The following is a 17,207-nucleotide window of genomic DNA, read 5'->3' as shown; positions in this document are numbered from 1 at the left end:
GGGGCGCCGCGGGGGGGCCCCCCCCCCCGCACCCCCCCCCCCCCCCCCCGCCCGGGCCCGGGGGGGGGGGGGGGGGCGCCGCGGCCCCCCCCCCCCCCCGCCAGCAGGCGCTCGGCCACCTGCTTCGCGCCGGCCGCGCCCATCAGCACCGAGTAGTGGTTGCTGTCCGGGACCTGACGGTGCGGCACCGGGAGGCCGGCCAGTCGGTCCCGGTCGTAGAGGGCGCGCGGCTCGTCCTGCAGCCCGCGCTCGGCCCAGAGCAGTTCGGCCGGACAGGGCAGGCGGTGCACCGCCTCGGCCGCCGCCCGGTCCAGCAGCACCTCGGCGCCGTCGGTCTCCACGGCCGCCAGCACGCAGGCCGACCGCAGCCGCGGCTCCGCACCGGTCAGGTCGCGCTCCAGGTAGGGCGCCATGGCCTCCTCGTCCAGGCTCGGCCAAGCCGGGTGGGCGCGCCAGAACTCCCGGTAGCCGGCCCGGTCGGCGAAGGTCATCGAGAGCCTGGCCAGCGCCGGGCCGAGCACCGCCGCCAGGGCCTGGTCCCGGCTCACCCCGGCGGGCGGCGGGAAGCTCACCGCGCCGTCCACCAGCAGCAGTCGGCGCACCAGTGCGGGGTGCCGCACCGCGGTCAGCGCCGCCACCCAGGCGCCCATCGAGTGCCCGGCGACCGTCAACGGCCCCTCGGCCGCGCCGAGTCCGGCCAGCACCAGGGCCGCGTCGTCGGCGTGCCGGGCCAGTCCGTACGGGCCGGGCAGCGCGGCGCTGCGGGCCCGGCCGCGCAGGTCGGGCGCCACCAGGGTGACCCGCCCGGCCAGTTCGCGGGCGATCGCGCCCCAGGCCAGCGCGTTGGCGGTGATCCCGTGCAGCGCCAGCACGGTGGGCGCCCCGGCGGTCCCGGCCGGCCAGCGCAGCACGGCCAACTCGCCGCCGGGCACCGGGACGGAGGACTCCTCGGGGACGAGCGGCGCAGCGGTCATGGGGGGCACCTTCCGGTTCGTGGTGCCGGTACCCTACGGCCCCGGTCCACCGCCGACCATGGTGGCGCGCACCGCCCGCGGCCGCCGCCGGGTGGCGGCGGCCGACATGCCGGTCAGCCGTTCAGGTTCGGGATCGCCCAGTCGACGGGCTTCTCGCCGAAGCCCTCCAGCGCCGCGTTGATCTGCGAGAACGGCTTGGAGCCCAGGAACAGCTTGGCGGACAGCGGCGACGGGTGCGCCCCCTGCACGACCACGTGCTTGCCGGTGTCGATCAGCGGCAGCTTCTTCTTCGCGTAGCCGCCCCAGAGCACGAAGACGCACGGCTCCTCGCGGGCGCTGACCGCCTTGATCACCGCGTCGGTGAACTTCTCCCAGCCCTTGCCCTTGTGCGAGTTGGCCTCGTGCGCCCGCACCGTGAGGACCGCGTTGAGCAGCAGCACGCCCTGCTCGGCCCAGGGCATCAGGTAGCCGTTGTCCGGCACCGGCACGCCGAGGTCGCTGGCCAGCTCCTTGTAGATGTTGCGCAGCGAGGGCGGCGTCTTCGTGCCGGGCAGCACCGAGAAGCTCATCCCGTGCGCCTGGCCGTCGTCGTGGTACGGGTCCTGACCGAGCACCAGCACCCGCACGTCCTGGTAGGCGGTGGCGGCCAGCGCGGAGAACACCTGTCCGCGCGGCGGGAAGACCTGGTGCTCGGCCCGCTGGGCCGCGACGAAGGCCGCGAGTTCGGCGAAGTACGGCTGCTCGGTCTCGCCCGCGAGCACCTCGCGCCAGGACTCGGGGAGCTCGAACTCGTTCTCCAGCACAGCAGATTCCCTCTCAGCGACCTCGGTCACCGCACCGACCTTCCTCGACTCCGGCTCGTACACCCCGCACGCTACACAGCCGCGCCGACAACGCCTATTCGGCCACCGCGACGGCCGCGGCCGGTGCCGCCCGCAGCCGAGCCTGCTTGATCCGGTACTCCTCGAACGCCACCAGCAGCACCAGCACCACCGCCAGCAGCGCCAGCGCGCCCAGGGCCGGCAGCGGCCGCAGCACCGGGATCAGTGCCAGCACCACGCCGGCGGCGGCCACCCGGGTGTGCGCCACGGCCTGGAACATGATCCACCGGGTGTAGCCGAAGGTGCCCAGGTAGAGCGCGCAACCCCCGCACAGCAGGGCCAGGTTGCGCCAGCTCAGCGGCCGGTCGGGCTCCGCCACGGTGCCGTGGAAGCCGGCCGCCACCGTGATCACCGAGGCCACCAGGACCAGGTGGGCGTAGGAGAAGACCCGCCGGACCAGGTCGCGCTGCACCTCGGCGACCGCCACCGCGTACCGCATCGCCTCGTTGGCGTGCACGAAGTAGACCCACCAGAGCGCGCAGGAGATGGTGAACGCGGCCGCCACCGAGGCCAGTTCGGCACCGTCCAGGGTGCGTGCGGCGGCCGCCGGGGCGCCGGTGGCGACGATCGACTCACCGACCGCCACCAGCATCAGCAGCCCGAACCGCTCCGGCAGGTGGCCCGCGTGGTACCGCACGTCCGCCAGTCGGCGGCGCAGCACGGCCGGCCCGGCCAGGTCGATCAGCGCGGCCAGCGCCCAGAGCAGCAGCCGCGCGTTCCCGTCCAGCAGGCCGCCGGCCACCAGCAGCGGCCCGGTGATCGCGGCACCGATCCCGTACGGCCCGGTCCGGGCCCGCGGCACGTGCGCCATCAGCGCGAACAGCACCAGCCGGGCCGCCCAGTAGGAGAGTCCGAACAGCAGGCCGCGCCCGCCGTAGGCGTCCGGGATCGCCATCGCCATGCCCATCCCGGCCAGCCCGACGCCGAGGATCCCGAGCCGGTCCCGGGCGTTGTCCACGTCCCGCACGTTGGCCTGGACGGTGGTGCCGACCCAGCACCAGTAGACCGGGACCAGGACCACCAGGGCGCGCGGCAGCGCGGTCTGCTGGAGCAGGCCGGAGACCTGCGTGATGGCGAAGACGAACACCAGGTCGAAGTAGCACTCCGCCCAGGTGACCCGCTTCTCCTCGGCCTCCGACACCTGCTCCCCCTCCCCCAAGGCGCGGTCGGTCAGATCAGTTCGATCAGGTCGGCGATCGAGGCGACCACCCGGTGCGGCCGGTACGGGAACCGCTCGACGTCCGCGGCCGAGGTCAGGCCGGTGAGCACCAGCACGGTCTCCATGCCGGCCTCGATGCCCGCCACGATGTCGGTGTCCATCCGGTCGCCGATCATCACCGCGGTCTCCGAGTGCGCCCCGGCGGTGTTCAGCGCCTCACGCATCATCAGCGGGTTGGGCTTGCCGACGAAGTACGGCTCCACCCCGGTGGCCTTGGTGATCAGCGCCGCGACCGAGCCGGTGGCGGGCAGCACGCCCTCGGTGGACGGGCCGGTCTCGTCCGGGTTGGTGCAGATGAACCGGGCGCCCGCGTTGATCAGCCGGATCGCCTTGGTCAGCGACTCGAAGCTGTAGGTCCGGGTCTCGCCGAGCACCACGTAGTCGGGGTTGTTGTCGGTCAGCACGTAACCGGCCTGGTAGAGCGCGGTGGTCAGGCCCGCCTCGCCGATCACGTAGGCGGTGCCGCCGGGCCGCTGGCCCTTGAGGAACTTCGCGGTGGCCAGCGCGGAGGTCCAGATGCACTCCTCCGGCACCTCCAGGCCCATCCCGGCCAGCCGGGCCGCCAGGTCGCGCGGGGTGTAGATGGAGTTGTTGGTCAGCACCAGGAACGGCTTGCCGGAGGCGCGCAGCCGCCGGATGAACTCGTCGGCGCCCGGGATCGGGGTGCCCTCGTGGATGAGGACCCCGTCCATGTCGGTGAGCCAGGACTCGATGGGCTTGCGCTCTACCACGGCAGTACTCTCCTGAAGTCTTGCGTTACCGGCTGCCCCGACGGCCCCAGCCTAATCGGCCCGTCCAGCCGCGGGCAGCGACGTCCCGGCCTGTGGACGGCCGGTGTGGTTCCGTAGGTCCATGACCACCGCTCCCCGCTCCCCGTACCAGGTGGCGCTGATCGGCTACGGCCTGGCCGGTGCCGCCTTCCACGCCCCGCTGATCGCCACCACCCCGGGCCTGCACCTGGCCGCCGTGGTGACCGCCAACCCGAAGCGCCGCGACCGGCTGGCCGCCGAGCACCCGCTCACCCCCGTGCTGGACTCCCCCGAGCAGGTCTTCGACGCCGCCGACCGGTACGACGTGGTGGTGATCGCCACCCCCAACCGCACCCACCTGCCGCTGGCCCGGGCCGCGCTGACCGCGGGTCTGGCCACCGTGGTGGACAAGCCGCTGGCGGTCTCGGCGCAGGAGGCCGAGGCGCTGTGCGGACTGGCCGTCTCCCGCGCCACGCTGCTGACGGTCTTCCAGAACCGGCGCTGGGACGACGACTTCCTGACCGCCCGCCGGCTGGTCGAGTCCGGCGCGCTGGGCCGGGTGCACCGCTTCGAGTCGCGGTTCGAGCGGTTCCGGCCCAAGCCCAAGGCCGGCTGGCGCGAACTGGCCGACCCGGCCGAGGCCGGCGGCACCCTGTACGACCTGGGCAGCCACCTGGTGGACCAGGCGCTGACCCTGTTCGGTCCGGCCCTGTCGGTCTACGCCGAGATCGACGTGCGCCGGGACGGCGCGGTGGTGGACGACGACGCCTTCGTGGCGCTGACCCACGCCGGCGGCGTCCGCTCGCACCTGTGGACCAGCGCGCTGGCCCCGCTCTCCGGGCCCCGGCTGCGGGTGCTCGGCGACCGCGCGGGCTACCGGAAGCACGGGACCGACCCGCAGGAGGCGGCGCTGCGGGCCGGGCGCCGCCCCGGCGACGGGCAGCCCTGGGGCGTGGCCGTCCCGCCCGTCCCCGGCACCCTGGGCACCGACGAGGCGCAGCGCACCGTGCCCACCGACCCGGGCGACTACCCCGCCTTCTACGCCGAGCTGGCCCGGGCCCTGGCCACCGGCACCCCGCCGCCGGTGGACCCCTACGACGCGGTGCGCACGCTGCGGGTGCTGGAGGCCGCCCGGCACTCCGCCGCCACCGGGCAGACCGTCCGGCTGGACTGACGCGGGCTCAGCCCTGCGCCGCCAGGTAGGCGTCGATCTCCGCGGTCAGCCGCCGCTTGCCCGCCGGGTCCAGGAACGAGGCCTCCACCGCGTTCTTGGCCAGGCCGGCCACCCCGGCCCGGTCCAGGTCGAGCAGCTCGGCGGCCACCGCGTACTCGGTGTTCAGGGTGGTGCCGAACATCGGCGGGTCGTCGCTGTTCACCGTGACCAGCAGGCCGGCGTCGACGAAGCGCTTGATCGGGTGCTCCGCCATCCGCTCCACCACCCGGGTGGCCAGGTTGGAGGTGGGGCAGACCTCCAGCGGGATCCGGTGCTCGCCCAGGTAGTCCAGCAGGGCCGGGTCCTTGAAGCTCTGGGTGCCGTGGCCGATCCGCTCGGCGCCCAGCTCCCGGATCGCGTCCCAGACCGTCTCCGGGCCGGTCGACTCGCCGGCGTGCGGCACGCTGTGCAGGCCGGCCGCCCGCGCCCGGTCGAAGTACGGCTTGAACTGCGGGCGCGGCACGCCGATCTCCGGGCCGCCCAGCCCGAAGCTCACCAGGCCCTCGGCCCCCACCTCCAGCGCCAGCCGCGCGGTCTCCTCGGCCGACTGCAGCCCGGCCTCGCCGGGGATGTCGAAGCACCAGCGCAGCACGATGCCGAAGTCGCGCTCGGCACTGGTCCGGGCGTCCTCGATCGCCTCCATGAAGGCCCGGTCCGGGATCCCGCGGCGGACCGAGCTGTACGGGGTGACGGTCAGTTCGGCGTAGCGGATCTGCTGGCGGGCCATGTCCTCGGCCACGCCGTAGGTGAGCTCGCGCACGTCCTCGGCGTCCCGGACCAGGTCGACCACCGACAGGTAGACCTGGATGAAGTGCGCGAAGTCGGTGAAGGTGAAGTACTCCGCCAGTTTCTCCGGATCGGCCGGCACCTCGGTGCGCCCCTCGTACCGGGCGGCCAGGTTCGCCACCACCCGGGGCGAGGCCGAGCCCACGTGGTGCACGTGCAGCTCCGCCTTGGGCAGGCCGGCAATGAACGCGTCCATCCGCACTCCTTGGTCTCTTCGTGTTCGACCCTCCATTAGAACCCGTCAGCCGCCCAGCGCGGTCGCCACCGCATGGATCAGCAGCCCGGCCAGGGCACCGACCACGGTGCCGTTGATCCGGATGAACTGCAGGTCGCGCCCCACGTTGGCCTCGATCTTGCGGGAGGCGTCGGCCGCGTCCCAGCCCGCCACCGTGTCGGAGATCAGCGAGGTGATCTCGTCCCGGTAGGTCTCCACCACGTAGGCGGCCGCGTCCTGCAGCCAGCCGTCGGTCTTGGCCTGCAGCCGCTCGTCGGTGGCCAGCTTCTGCCCGAACGCGCGCACCCCGTCGCGGATCCGGCGGCGCAGCTCGCTGTTCTCGTCCTCGGCGGCGGTCAGCACCAGGGTGCGCACCGCGCTCCAGGAGGAGGCGATCAGCTCCTGCACCTCGTTGCGGGCCAGCAGGTCGGCCTTGGCCCGCTCGACCCGGGCCTGGGTGGCCGGATCGGTCCGCAGCTCCACCGCGAAGTCGGCCAGGAAGGTGTCGATCGCGCCGCGCGCCGGGTGCTGCGGGTCGTCGCGGATCGCGGTGACGAAGCGCATCAGCTCCTTGTAGACCCGCTCGCCGACCTGGTGGTCGATGAACTTCGGGGTCCAGCCGGGCGACTTTATGGCGACCTTCTCCACCACGTCCCCGTGGTGCTCCGCCAGCCAGTCGTGCGCCCGGACCGCGACCAGGTCCACCACGCCGTGGTGGCCGCCGTCCGCCACCACCTTGCCGAGCAGCCGCCCGAGCGGCTCGGCGACCTGGGTGGCCGCCGCCCGGCGGGTGACCGCCTCCCCCACCACCGCCTGCACGTCCTCGTCGCGCAGCACCGCCAGCACCCCGCGCAGCGCGGCCGCGGCCTCGGTGGTGACCCGCTCGGCGTTGCCGGGGGCGGCCAGCCACTCGCCGAGCCGGCGGGCGATGCCGAGCGAGGCCAGCCGGGTGCGGACCACCTGGACGGCCAGGAAGTTCTCGCCGACGAAGCTGCCCAACGACTTGCCGAAGGCGTCCTTCTTGGTCGGGATGATCGCGGTGTGCGGGATCGGCAGCCCGAACGGGCGCCGGAACAGCGCGGTGACGGCGAACCAGTCGGCCAGCGCGCCGACCATGCCCGCCTCGGCGGCGGCCGCGACGTACTCGGGCCAGCCGGTCCACCCGGCCGCCTTCGCCCAGGTGGCCAGGGCGTACACCACGGTGGCGGCGGCCAGGAAGCCGGTGGCGATCGCCTTCATCCGCCGCACGCCGCGGCGCTTCTCCTCGTCGGCGGCGGTGAACCGGACTCCGGCGGCGGCCACCGCGGCCTCGTGCTCGCTCTCCACCCGACCAGTGTCACTGATCGCCGGTCGGATCTTCGGCTTGTCGGCCCCTGAGTTACCCCTGGGTTCCGCCCCCGAGGACCATCCGGTGCACCCCGGTCCAGCGGGCCGGATCGGTGGCCCCGCGCCCGTCCAGCAGGACCCGCACGCCCGGGAAGTCGGCCGGGCCGACCTCCCGGTACTCGGCGTGGTCCGCCTGCACCACCACGGCCGCCACCTCCTCCCCCGCCCAGGCGCGCAGCCCCAGGGCCGCCAGTTCGTCGTCGCGGTAGAGCGGGTCGGCCACCAGCGGCGCGGCGCCGGCCGCGGTCAGCGCCGCCGTCAGCGGGAAGACCCCGGAGCAGGCGGTCTCCTTGACCCCGCCCCGGTAGGCCGCGCCGAGCACCAGCACCCGGTGGCCGGCCAGGGTGCCCAGCGCCCGCTCCAGCAGGCCGACCGCGTAGCCCGGCATCGCCTCGTTGGCGGCCCGCGCGGCACTGACCACGGTGGCGTCCGGGTCCTGCCACAGGTACAGCCGGGGGTAGACCGGGATGCAGTGGCCGCCGACCGCGATGCCGGGCCGGTGCAGGTGGCTGTAGGGCTGGCTGTTGCAGGCCTCCAGTACCGGGTCCAGCGCGATCCCGGCCCGGTCGGCGAACCGGGCGAACTGGTTGACCAGCGCGATGTTGACGTCCCGGTAGGTGGTCTCGGCGAGCTTGGCCAGTTCGGCGGCCTCGGCACTGCCGAGGTCCCAGACCCCGTTCCCGCGCGGGGCCAGATCGGGGCGCGGGTCGAAGTCCAGCACCGCCCGGTAGAACTCCCGGCCGCGCCGGGCCGCCTCCGGGTCCAGGCCGCCGAGCAGCTTGGGGTAGCGCCGCAGGTCCGTCAGCACCCGTCCGCTGAGCACCCGTTCCGGGCTGAAGACGACGTGCGCGCCGGGACCGAGCACCGGCCCGAACCGGCCCCGGGTGGTGCCCACCGGCAGCGTGGTCTCGTAGCTCACCAGGGTGCCCGGGCGCAGACCGGCGGCCACCGCCGCGGTGGCCGCGTCCAGCGCGCCGAAGTCGGGCGTGCCCGCGGCATCGACCAGCAGCGGCACCACGACCACCACCGCGTCCGCCCGGGCGGCGGCCGCCGTGGTGTCCCCGGTGGCCCGCAGCCGGCCGTCGGCCACCGCCGCCTTCAGCGGCTCGGCCAGCTCCGGCTCGCCCGGGAACGGCGCCCGCCCCCGGTTGACCGCCGCCACCACCGCCGGATCGGTGTCGGCCCCGAGCACCCGGTGCCCGCGCCGCGCGCACTGCACGGCCAGCGGCAGTCCGATCTTGCCCAGCCCCACCACCAGGACGTCCATCAGCGCTCCCCCCACTTGGCGTAGGCCCGCTCGACCAGCCCGCGCCAGGCCGGGGTGCGGCGCAGCTGGCGGCGCAGCTGGGCCGGCACCAGGCCGCGCCACAGCTGCACCGTCAGGGTCGGCTGCGGCGCCGGCCGGGCCGGGGCCGGCCCGCTGCCGTCGGCCTTGGGCAGCGCGGACTCCCAGTAGGCCGCCTGGTAGCGGATCAACCGGCGCAGCGCCGCCACCCGGCCGCGGCGGGCCAGGTCCAGCCGGAGCCGGTCGCGCACCACCAGCTTCTCGAACTCGGCCTGCGGGCAGTGCCGTTCGATCAGCCGGGCGACCCCCGCGCAGAGCCGCCGCTGCACCGGCTCCTGCAGGGTCAGGAACTCGGTCTGCAGCAGCCGCGGGATCTCCCAGGAGAAGGCCCGCCCGCGCAGCGCGGCCAGCTCCGGCCCCGGGTCGGCCAGGCGCTCGGCCACCTCCAGCATCGCCGCGACCCCGCGCAGCCGGTCCTCGTGCCCGGAGCGGACGGTGACGTTGCCGTGGTCCTGGCGCAGCACCGCGTAGTAGCAGTCGTAGTCGGCCAGGACCGAGATCCGGCGCGAGCGCAGGCAGGCCTCCAGGGTGAAGGGCTGGTCGGAGTAGGCGGGCAGGTCCTCGCGCTTGCGCAGGCCGTGCTCCTCGACCAGCGACCGGCGGAACAGCTTGGTGTCGGACAGCGCCCAGGCCAGCGCGGAGTCGGTGAAGGTGACCCGCTCCCGGGTCCGCTCGAAGATGCCCTGCGGCACCTGGCGCCCGCCGACCCCGACCATCTTGCCGAGCACCACGTCGGACCCGGCCCGGTCGGCCATCGCCACCAGCCGCTCCAGCGCCTCCTCGCCCAGCCAGTCGTCGGCGCCCAGGAAGAAGAGGAACCGGCCGCGGGCCTTCTCCAGCGCCCGGTTGCCGGGGGCCGCCGGGCCGCCCGAGTTGGGCTGGGCGAGCACGGTGAACAGCTCCGGGTGGCGCTCCTCGTAGCGGCGCAGCTCGGCGCCGCTGTCGTCGGTGGAGCCGTCGTCCACCGCCACCACCTGCAGCGCGCCGGGGCGCTGACGGCGGATCGACTGGCCCACCAGGGAGTCCAGGCAGGCCGTCAGGTAGGGCATCGCGTTGTAGCAGGCGACCACCACGGTCACCTCGGGCTGCTCGGTCATACCGTCACTCCGTCGCTCCGGGTTGCTCGGGCCAGCACCGATTCGGCCAGCTCCACCGCCCGCAGCCCCTCCCGCAGGGCCACCACCCGGCCGCCCCGGCCGGCCACGGCGGCGGCGAACTCCCGGTGCTGGGCGGTCAGCGCGTCCGGTGCGGCGGGCGGGCGGAGCAGCTGCTCGACACCGGGTCCCTGGCGCAGCAGGGTGCCGGCCAGCATGTCGGCGGCCAGCCGGCCGTGCTCGCCGGTGACCACGACGGTGCGCCGGCGCACCGGCCCGAGCCGCCCGACCTGGTGGCTGACCAGGGTGCCGTCGGCCAGCTCGCCGAGCACCGCGGCCGCGCCCTCCACCGCCGCGCCCGGGCGCCGGACGGTGCGCGCGGCCAGCCAGGCGTACTCCCGGCCGGTCAGCCAGCGGGTCAGGTCCAGGTCGTGGGTGGCCAGGTCCTGCACCACCCCGGTCCGCGCGGCCCGTCCGCCGAGCGGGGCCTGGCGCTCGGTCAGGACCTGGCTCAGTACGCCGAGCTCGGGCAGCCGGGCGCGCAGCTCCTTCAGCACCGGCTGGAACCGCTCGACGTGGCCGACCGCGGCGAGCAGCCGGCGCTCCTCGAAGGCCCGCACCAGCCGCCCCGCGGCGGCCGCGCTGCCGCCCAGCGGCTTCTCGATCAGTGCGGGCACCCCGTGCGCGGCCAGCGCCAGCCCGACCTCCTCGTGCGCGCCGGTCGGGCAGGCCACCACCGCGTAGTCCAGCCCGCGGGCGAGCAGCCCGGCCGGCTCCGCGTGCACCGGGGTGCCGTGCACCGCGCCGTCCGGGTCGCCGGCCGGGTCCACCACGCCGACCAGCCGCACGCCGTCGAGGCCGCGCAGCACCCGGGCGTGGTGCCGGCCCATCACGCCCAGGCCGATCAGGCCGACCCGCAGCGGCCCGCTCACCGGACGGCCCCGGCCAGCAGCTCGGCGGTGGCCGTCACGCCCGCCACCACCCGGGCCAGTTGCTCCTCGGTGAGGCTCGGGTGGACCGGCAGCGACAGCACCTCGGCGGCCGCCCGGTCGGTGACCGGCAGCGCCAGGTCGAGGCCGTAGGCGGGCTGGCGGTGGATCGGCACCGGGTAGTGCACCGCGCTGGCCACCCCGTGCCGGGCCAACTCCTCCTGGAACCGGTCCCGGTGCGGCACCCGCACGGTGTACTGGTGGTAGACGTGGGCGGCGCCCGGGGCGACCACCGGCACGGCCACCCCGCGCAGCCCGGCGTCCAGCACGGCCGCGTTCGCCCGGCGGCGGGCGGTGCGCCGGGCCAGCGCGCGCAGCTGCACCCGGCCGACGGCGGCCGACACGTCGGTCATCCGCAGGTTGCCGCCGACCACCTCGTGCCGGTACCGCTCGGCCATCCCCTGGTTGCGCAGCAGGCGCAGCCGCTCGGCCAGCCGCCCGTCCCGGACGGCGATCATCCCGCCCTCCAGCGCGTGCATGTTCTTGGTCGGGTAGAAGCTGAAGCAGCCCGCGGCCCCGAACGCGCCCACCGGGTGGCCGTGCAGGCCCGCGGCGTGCGCCTGGCAGGCGTCCTCCACCACGGCCAGGCCGTGCCGCTCGGCCAGCGCCAGCAGCGGGCCCATCGGGGCCGGGTGCCCGTAGAGGTGCACCGGCAGCAGCGCCGCGGTGCGCGGGCCGATCGCCGCCGCCACCGCGGCCGGTGCCAGGCAGTAGGTGTCCGGGTCGATCTCGGCGAAGACCGGTTCGGCGCCGACCAGCCGGACGGCGTTGGCGGTGGCCGCGAACGAGAACGACGGCACCACCACCTCGTCACCGGGCCCGATGCCCAGCGCCTGCAGGCTCAGCTGCAGCGCCGAGGTGCCGGAGTTGACGGCCACGCACTCGCGCCCGGCCACCAGTTCGGCGAACTCGGCCTCGAACGCCGCCACTTCGGGGCCCTGGACGACCAGGCCGCTGCGCAGCACCCGGGCCACTGCGGCGATCTCGTACTCGCCGATCACCGGTGCCGCCACCGGGACGGTGTCCGGCGCTGGGGCCATGCTCCCACTCCCTGCTCGTGCTCGGGGGGAGGGCGGCGCCGGGGCTCCTGCACGCCCGGCGCCACCCGTCCCACCCCCTCCAACCGTGCGCGGGCCGTTCGGGTTACGGGTCAGCCCGCGGCGGCTCCCGCGTACATCCGGGCGATCACGTCCTCGATCACCGGCTCGCGCACCGACAGGTCCTGCAGCGGGTACCGCTCGGCCACCGCCGCCACGATCGGGGCGGCGCTGTGCCGGGCCGGGAAGGCCAGCCACTGCCGGCTGCCCTCGACCCGGACCACCCGGGCGCCGGGCACCTGGATCGGTGCGCCGGGCCGGACCAGGTCCACCACCAGGGTCCGCTCGCTCTCGCCGGCCGCGTGCAGGCCGGCCAGGTCGCCGTCGTAGACCAGCCGGCCGTGGTCGATCACCATCACCCGGTCGCACAACTGCTCGATGTCGGTGAGGTCGTGGGTGGTCAGCAGCACCGTGGTGCCGGCCGCGTTCACCTCGCGCAGGAACTCCCGCACCCGCGCCTTGCTCAGCACGTCCAGCCCGATGGTGGGTTCGTCCAGGTAGAGCACGCTCGGGTCGTGCAGCAGCGCGGCCGCCAGGTCGCCGCGCATCCGCTGGCCGAGCGAGAGCTGGCGCACCGGGGTGTCCAGCAGGTCGCCGAGCTGCAGCAGTTCGACGCACCGGGCGAGGTTGGCGGCGAACCGGGCGGGCTCGATCCGGTAGAGCCGGCGGGCCAGTTCGTAGGAGTCGCGCAGCGGCAGGTCCCACCAGAGCGTGGTGCGCTGCCCGAAGACCACCCCGATCCGGCGGGCCAGCGCCACCCGCTGACGGGCCGGGTCCACCCCGGCCACCCGCAGCCGGCCGGCGCTGGGGACCAGGATGCCGGTGAGCATCTTGATCGTGGTGGACTTGCCGGCGCCGTTCGGGCCGAGGTAGCCGACGCACTCGCCGGCCCGCACGGTGAAGCTCAGCCGGTCCACCGCGACCACCTCGTGGCGGCGCCGGCGCAGTCGGCCGGCCCTGCTGCGCACGGTGAAGGTGCGGCTGACCCGGTCGAGTTCGATCAGTTCCATGGGTTCTCCTCCGGTGGAGCGGGGTCGGGGTCAGCTGCCGGTGGAACGGTAGGAGCGCAGGCCGGACCGCCAGGCCAGACCGGCCGCCAGCACGCTCAGCGCGGCCACCAGCGGGGCGGCGAACCGCCAGGCGACGGGCAGCCCGAGCGGGTCGGGCCGGCCGAGGATCTGCAGCGCCGGCAGCCAGTTGACGAAGGCCAGCGGCACCCCGAAGGTGACGCCGAGCAGCAGGTCGCGGGCGAAGACGGTCGGCGGGTACTGCAGCAGGGTGGCCCCGCCGTAGGTCAGCGAGTTCTGCAGCTCGCGCGCCTCGCCCCAGCGGAACTGCACGCTGGACAGCCCGACGAAGAGCGAGCCGAAGATCACCGGCCCGCAGACGACCACCATCGCCAGCAGCGCGACCCTGGTCCAGTCCCACGGGACCGCCAGCGCGTGCAGCGACCAGACCAGCACCGCGGTGGCCTGCGCCGGTCGGCCCAGCCTGCGCAGCGTGAACCGCTCGGCGCAGACCATGGACAGCGCCGGGGCCGGGCGCAGCAGCAGCACGTCCAGTGCGCCGGTGCGGATCCGCTCGCCCAGGCCGTCCACCGTGCCGAGCAGGAAGTCGGCCACCCCGATGGCGATCCCGGAGGTGCCGTAGAGCAGGCCGATCTCCGGCAGCCGCCACCCGCCGAGCCGGTCGGTGTGCCGGAACATCAGCAGCAGCACCACGAAGTCCAGCGAGCAGACCAGCAGGCTCGCCGCGGTCAGCAGCACGAAGGAGGTCCGGTAGGCGGTGGCGGCCCGCATCCACATCGCGGCGGCCAGCCGCCAGGAGGTCACCGCCCAGCGCAGCTCAGCCACCCTGCACCACCACCTTGCGGAAGGCCAGCCGCAGGCCCACCCGCCCGAGCCCGAACAGCACCACCGCCCAGCCGAGTTGGAAGCCCAGCTCGCCCAGCACCGGGAGGCCGGTGCGGCGCTCCAGGAAGACGTCGCAGGGCAGTTGGACGATCGCCGCCCAGGGCAGCAGCCGGGCGACCTGCCCCGCCGCCGCCGGGAACAGGGTCAGCGGCAGCAGCATGCCGGACAGGAACATCGAGGCGACCCCGGTCAGCGCGCGCAGGCCCTCGGCGTCGTGCAGCCAGAAGCCGGCCAGCGAGACCAGGAACCGCACCCCGAAGCTGACCACCACGGCCAGCAGGGTGGAGAGCAGGAAGAGCGGCCAGGTGAGCGCCGAGTGCGGCAGCCGGGCGCCGCACCAGAGCACGCCGACCGCCAGCGGGACCCCGCCGCGCACCAGCAGCTGGAAGCCGGCCCGGCCCAGGTCGGTGGCGAGCCACCAGCCCTGGAAGTCCACCGGGCGGTACAGGTCCACCGCGATGTCGCCGCTGCGGAAGCGCTGCTGCACCTCGTCCTGGAACCCGCCGCCCCAGGCCGCGACGGTGGCCAGCAGCGCCTGGCTGACCCAGATGTAGGTGACCGCCCGGGTCGCGTCGTACCCGCCGAGCCCGGGGCGGGCCCGCCAGAGCGCCAGGTAGGTGGCGGCCAGCACGACGCCGAAGACGGAGTTGGTGACGGCCCCGGAGAAGGTGGCCATCCGGTAGGTGGAGTAGCGGCGGAACGCGCCGCGCGCGATGGCCAGGTAGAGCCCGACCGCCTGCCTCATGGAATGTCTCCTTGTCGACATTTCACAGGAGCGACCACCGCCCCTGCGCACGCGCCCACGCGCCGACGAGCCCCGATCGACGGGACCCGGGGGGTCCTGGTCGATCGGGGCTGGTCGGCGGTATGGGGTTGTGTCGCTCCACGGTAGCGGGGCGGGCCGGGTCGCGCAGCTGATTACCCGTCAGCGGCCCTTCCGGGGAACCTCACCGGGTCAGCTGCTGGGCGCGCTCGGCAGGGCCGGGGTGCTGGGCAGCGACGGGGCGGCCGGCAGCGACGGCAGGGTCGGCAGCGTCACCGGCAGGCCGAGGCTGGACAGCAGGTTGGTGAGGGTCGACAGCAGGTCGCCCAGCAGCTTCAGCAGCGACCCGGTGTCCGGGGCGGCGCCGGTCGGCAGCGAGGGCGTGCTGGGCAGCGAGGGCACGGTCGGCGGGGTGACCGACTGGGCGGACTGGGCGGCACCGGTCAGGCCGGTGAGTCCGGGCAGCCCGTGCAGGCCGCCCAGGTCGGGCACCGGCGGCACCGCGGGGACCACCTGGGCCACCCGGGGGCCGTCGAGTTCGCGGAGCGGGACGGCGGCGGTCGCGGTGGCGACCGACGTGAGGCTCAGTGCCGCGCCGAGCGCGACGGCCGTCCAGAGGGCACGCATGAGGGTACTTCTCCTGTTCGGGGATTGACTGGCGGGGCGCTGACGAAGACTCACGGAGTGCATCGGCCCCGCTCCTCACAGTGAGCCGAACAGCCCAGCCGGGCTACCGCGGCTGGGCCGAACGCGTGAGCCGGCACCCCCGCTCCCGGCGTGTCGCGCGACCGGCCCGCGCTCACCCCTCCGCCGCCGCCAACTCCGCCGCCCGCAGGCTCAGGTGGTGCTGCTCGGGCAGGCTCGCCGTGCGCCGGGCCGCGGTCCGGTAGTCGGCCACCGCCGCCTCCCGCTGCCCGGCGCGCTCGTGCAGGTAGGCCCGGACCGCGAAGTACCGGTGGTGCCCCGTCAACGCGGACGGCGGGTCCGCCAGCAGTGCCAGACCCGCCGCCGGCCCGTCCACCATCGCGGTCGCCACCGCCTTCTCCAGCAGGATCAGCGGATTGTCCGACAGCTGCCCCAATACCCCGTACAGCGCCAGGATCTGCGGCCAGTCCGTCCGCTCCGCCGTCGCCGCCTCGTCGTGCACCGCCGCGATCGCCGCCTGCACCTGGTACGGGCCCACCGGTCCGCGCGGCAGCGCCGCGGTGATCAGCGCCACCCCCTCCGCGACCAGCGCCGCGTCCCAGCGCGAGCGGTCCTGCGCGGCCAGCGGCACCAGCTCGCCGTCCGGCCCCGTCCGCGCCGGCCCGCGCGCCTCGGTGAGCAGCATCAGCGCCAACAGGCCCGCCACCTCCGCGTCCTGCGGCAGCAGCGCGTGCACCGCCCGGGTCAGCCGGATCGCCTCCCGGGACAGCTCGACCCGGCGCAGCTCACTGCCCCCGCTGCTCGCGTACCCCTCGTTGAAGACCAGGTAGAGCACGTGCAGCACCGCGTCCAACCGGGCCGGCCACTGCGCCGCCGCCGGCATCCGGAACGGCACCCCCGAGGCCTTGATCCGCTGCTTGGCCCGACTGATCCGCTGACCCATCGTCGCCTCCGGCACCAGGAAGGCCCGGGCGATCTCCCCCGTGGTCAGCCCGCCCACCGAACGCAGCGTCAGCGCGATCGCCGAGGCCGGCGACAGCACCGGGTGGCAGCACAGGAAGAGCAGCGTCAACGTGTCGTCCCCGTCCTCCCCCTCGTCCGCCCCCGGCGCCGCCCGGCGGTCCGCCGGCACCTGCCCGGCCACCAGTTCCTCGCGCCGCCGCCGGGCCTGCTCACTGCGCACCTGCTCCACCAGCCGCCGGCCGGCCACCTGCACCAGCCACCCGCGCGGATTCCCGGGCCGCCCCTCCACCGGCCACTGGGTCGCCGCCGCCAGCAGCGCCTCCTGCACCGCGTCCTCGGCCGCCGCGAAGTCCCCGTACCGCCGGGTCAGCACGCCGACGACCTGCGGCGCCAGCATGCGCAGCAGGTCGTCCAGCTCCTCCTGACCGGTCACAGCTCGCTCGGCGGCGCCGACATCACCTGCCGCACCTCGATCGGCATGTTCAACGGCTCCCCGCCGGGCCCCGGGGCCGCCGAGACCGCCGCGGCGATCTCCACCACCCGCTGCTCGCTCTCGCAGTCCACGATCCACCAGCCGGCCACCCACTCCTTGCTCTCCGGGAACGGCCCCTCGGTCACCACCGGCGCGCCCCCGCTGTGCGAGCGCACGATCCGCGCCGTCTCCGGCATCGCCAGCCCCTGGGCGTCCACCAGCTCGCCGGCCGCCGCCAGCTCGGTGGTGGTCTCCTTCATGAACCGGATGTGCGCCTGGATCTCCTCCGGCTTCCACTCGTCCAGCTTCGGGAAGTCCACGTTCTGGGCACTGAACTGCATCAACAGCATGTACTTCACGGTCCCGCTCCTCGTCCCTGGCGCCCGCCGGTGGGGCGCTCTCACGGGTAGGTCGAAGCCGGCCGCCCGCTTTCGACATCCTGGACGAGGTTTCCCGAAAAATCTTCACGAACACGGTCCGGTGCGGATCGGCGTATCGCCGATC

General features: G+C 75.0%; 17 protein-coding genes. 1 reads left to right on the top strand and 16 read right to left on the bottom strand.

What is annotated here, in order from left to right:
• The 4 genes from ACFW1A_RS25980 to ACFW1A_RS25965 all read right to left on the bottom strand — a co-directional run.
• Nucleotides 1-974 (bottom strand): alpha/beta fold hydrolase (locus ACFW1A_RS25980; RefSeq protein ID WP_380412454.1); only part of this gene is annotated, 974 nt, incomplete at its 3' end.
• 113 nt (nucleotides 975-1,087) lie between these two features.
• Nucleotides 1,088-1,774: a uracil-DNA glycosylase gene (locus ACFW1A_RS25975; RefSeq protein WP_380412459.1), complete on the bottom strand. Its 687-nt coding sequence runs from the start codon at nucleotides 1,772-1,774 to the stop codon at nucleotides 1,088-1,090.
• Between the two features lie 97 nt (nucleotides 1,775-1,871).
• Nucleotides 1,872-2,996: a low temperature requirement protein A gene (locus ACFW1A_RS25970; RefSeq protein WP_380412452.1), complete on the bottom strand. Its 1,125-nt coding sequence runs from the start codon at nucleotides 2,994-2,996 to the stop codon at nucleotides 1,872-1,874.
• Nucleotides 2,997-3,025: 29 nt separating this feature from the next.
• The gene (locus tag ACFW1A_RS25965; protein ID WP_380412450.1) at nucleotides 3,026-3,805 is read right to left on the bottom strand and encodes an HAD-IIA family hydrolase; all 780 of its coding nucleotides are present in this window, start codon (nucleotides 3,803-3,805) and stop codon (nucleotides 3,026-3,028) included.
• Nucleotides 3,806-3,926: 121 nt separating this feature from the next.
• Here ACFW1A_RS25965 and ACFW1A_RS25960 point away from each other — a divergent pair, with 121 nt between their 5' ends.
• Nucleotides 3,927-4,997 (top strand): Gfo/Idh/MocA family oxidoreductase, encoded by a 1,071-nt coding sequence (locus ACFW1A_RS25960; RefSeq protein ID WP_380412448.1) that lies wholly within the window; start codon nucleotides 3,927-3,929, stop codon nucleotides 4,995-4,997.
• Nucleotides 4,998-5,004: 7 nt separating this feature from the next.
• On the opposite strand, the gene ACFW1A_RS25955 is transcribed toward ACFW1A_RS25960, so the two are convergent.
• From ACFW1A_RS25955 to ACFW1A_RS25900, 12 genes are all read right to left on the bottom strand, one after another.
• Nucleotides 5,005-6,018 (bottom strand): adenosine deaminase, encoded by a 1,014-nt coding sequence (locus ACFW1A_RS25955; protein ID WP_380412446.1) that lies wholly within the window; start codon nucleotides 6,016-6,018, stop codon nucleotides 5,005-5,007.
• Nucleotides 6,019-6,063: 45 nt separating this feature from the next.
• Nucleotides 6,064-7,473 carry a DUF445 domain-containing protein gene (locus ACFW1A_RS25950; protein WP_380412457.1) on the bottom strand — a complete coding sequence of 470 codons (1,410 nt, stop codon included), beginning with the start codon at nucleotides 7,471-7,473 and terminating at the stop codon, nucleotides 6,064-6,066.
• Nucleotides 7,415-8,689, bottom strand: coding sequence for a nucleotide sugar dehydrogenase (locus tag ACFW1A_RS25945; protein ID WP_380412444.1), 1,275 nt, complete (start codon nucleotides 8,687-8,689; stop codon nucleotides 7,415-7,417). Before ACFW1A_RS25945 ends, ACFW1A_RS25950 begins: the two co-directional genes overlap by 59 nt.
• Entirely contained in the window at nucleotides 8,689-9,864 is a 1,176-nt protein-coding gene (locus ACFW1A_RS25940) for a glycosyltransferase family 2 protein (protein WP_380412442.1), read from the bottom strand. Before ACFW1A_RS25940 ends, ACFW1A_RS25945 begins: the two co-directional genes overlap by 1 nt.
• The gene (locus ACFW1A_RS25935; RefSeq protein WP_380412440.1) at nucleotides 9,861-10,793 is read right to left on the bottom strand and encodes a Gfo/Idh/MocA family protein; all 933 of its coding nucleotides are present in this window, start codon (nucleotides 10,791-10,793) and stop codon (nucleotides 9,861-9,863) included. The genes ACFW1A_RS25940 and ACFW1A_RS25935 overlap by 4 nt, the downstream gene beginning before the upstream one ends.
• Nucleotides 10,790-11,890 carry a DegT/DnrJ/EryC1/StrS family aminotransferase gene (locus ACFW1A_RS25930; protein ID WP_380412438.1) on the bottom strand — a complete coding sequence of 367 codons (1,101 nt, stop codon included), beginning with the start codon at nucleotides 11,888-11,890 and terminating at the stop codon, nucleotides 10,790-10,792. The genes ACFW1A_RS25935 and ACFW1A_RS25930 overlap by 4 nt, the downstream gene beginning before the upstream one ends.
• A 110-nt stretch (nucleotides 11,891-12,000) precedes the next feature.
• On the bottom strand, nucleotides 12,001-12,957 hold the full coding sequence (locus ACFW1A_RS25925; RefSeq protein ID WP_380412435.1) for an ATP-binding cassette domain-containing protein: 957 nt from the start codon (nucleotides 12,955-12,957) through the stop codon (nucleotides 12,001-12,003).
• A 30-nt stretch (nucleotides 12,958-12,987) separates the two neighbouring features.
• A complete protein-coding gene (locus ACFW1A_RS25920; protein ID WP_380412433.1) occupies nucleotides 12,988-13,800 on the bottom strand; it encodes an ABC transporter permease in 813 nt (270 codons plus the stop codon).
• Nucleotides 13,793-14,605, bottom strand: a complete 813-nt coding sequence (locus tag ACFW1A_RS25915) for an ABC transporter permease (RefSeq protein ID WP_380412430.1) — start codon at nucleotides 14,603-14,605, stop codon at nucleotides 13,793-13,795. Before ACFW1A_RS25915 ends, ACFW1A_RS25920 begins: the two co-directional genes overlap by 8 nt.
• Nucleotides 14,606-14,815: 210 nt before the next feature.
• Entirely contained in the window at nucleotides 14,816-15,250 is a 435-nt protein-coding gene (locus ACFW1A_RS25910) for a hypothetical protein (protein ID WP_380412427.1), read from the bottom strand.
• A 172-nt stretch (nucleotides 15,251-15,422) separates the two neighbouring features.
• Nucleotides 15,423-16,664 (bottom strand): RNA polymerase sigma factor, encoded by a 1,242-nt coding sequence (locus ACFW1A_RS25905; protein ID WP_380412425.1) that lies wholly within the window; start codon nucleotides 16,662-16,664, stop codon nucleotides 15,423-15,425.
• Nucleotides 16,661-17,053, bottom strand: a complete 393-nt coding sequence (locus ACFW1A_RS25900; protein WP_380412456.1) for a YciI family protein — start codon at nucleotides 17,051-17,053, stop codon at nucleotides 16,661-16,663. Before ACFW1A_RS25900 ends, ACFW1A_RS25905 begins: the two co-directional genes overlap by 4 nt.
• Nucleotides 17,054-17,207: the final 154 nt, after the last annotated feature.

The sequence above is a fragment of the Kitasatospora sp. NPDC058965 genome (assembly GCF_042741245.1).
Classification (GTDB): Bacteria; Actinomycetota; Actinomycetes; order Streptomycetales; family Streptomycetaceae; genus Kitasatospora.
The sequence above is the reverse complement of the archived record's forward strand: the minus strand, read 5'-3'. Positions and strand labels throughout refer to the sequence as shown.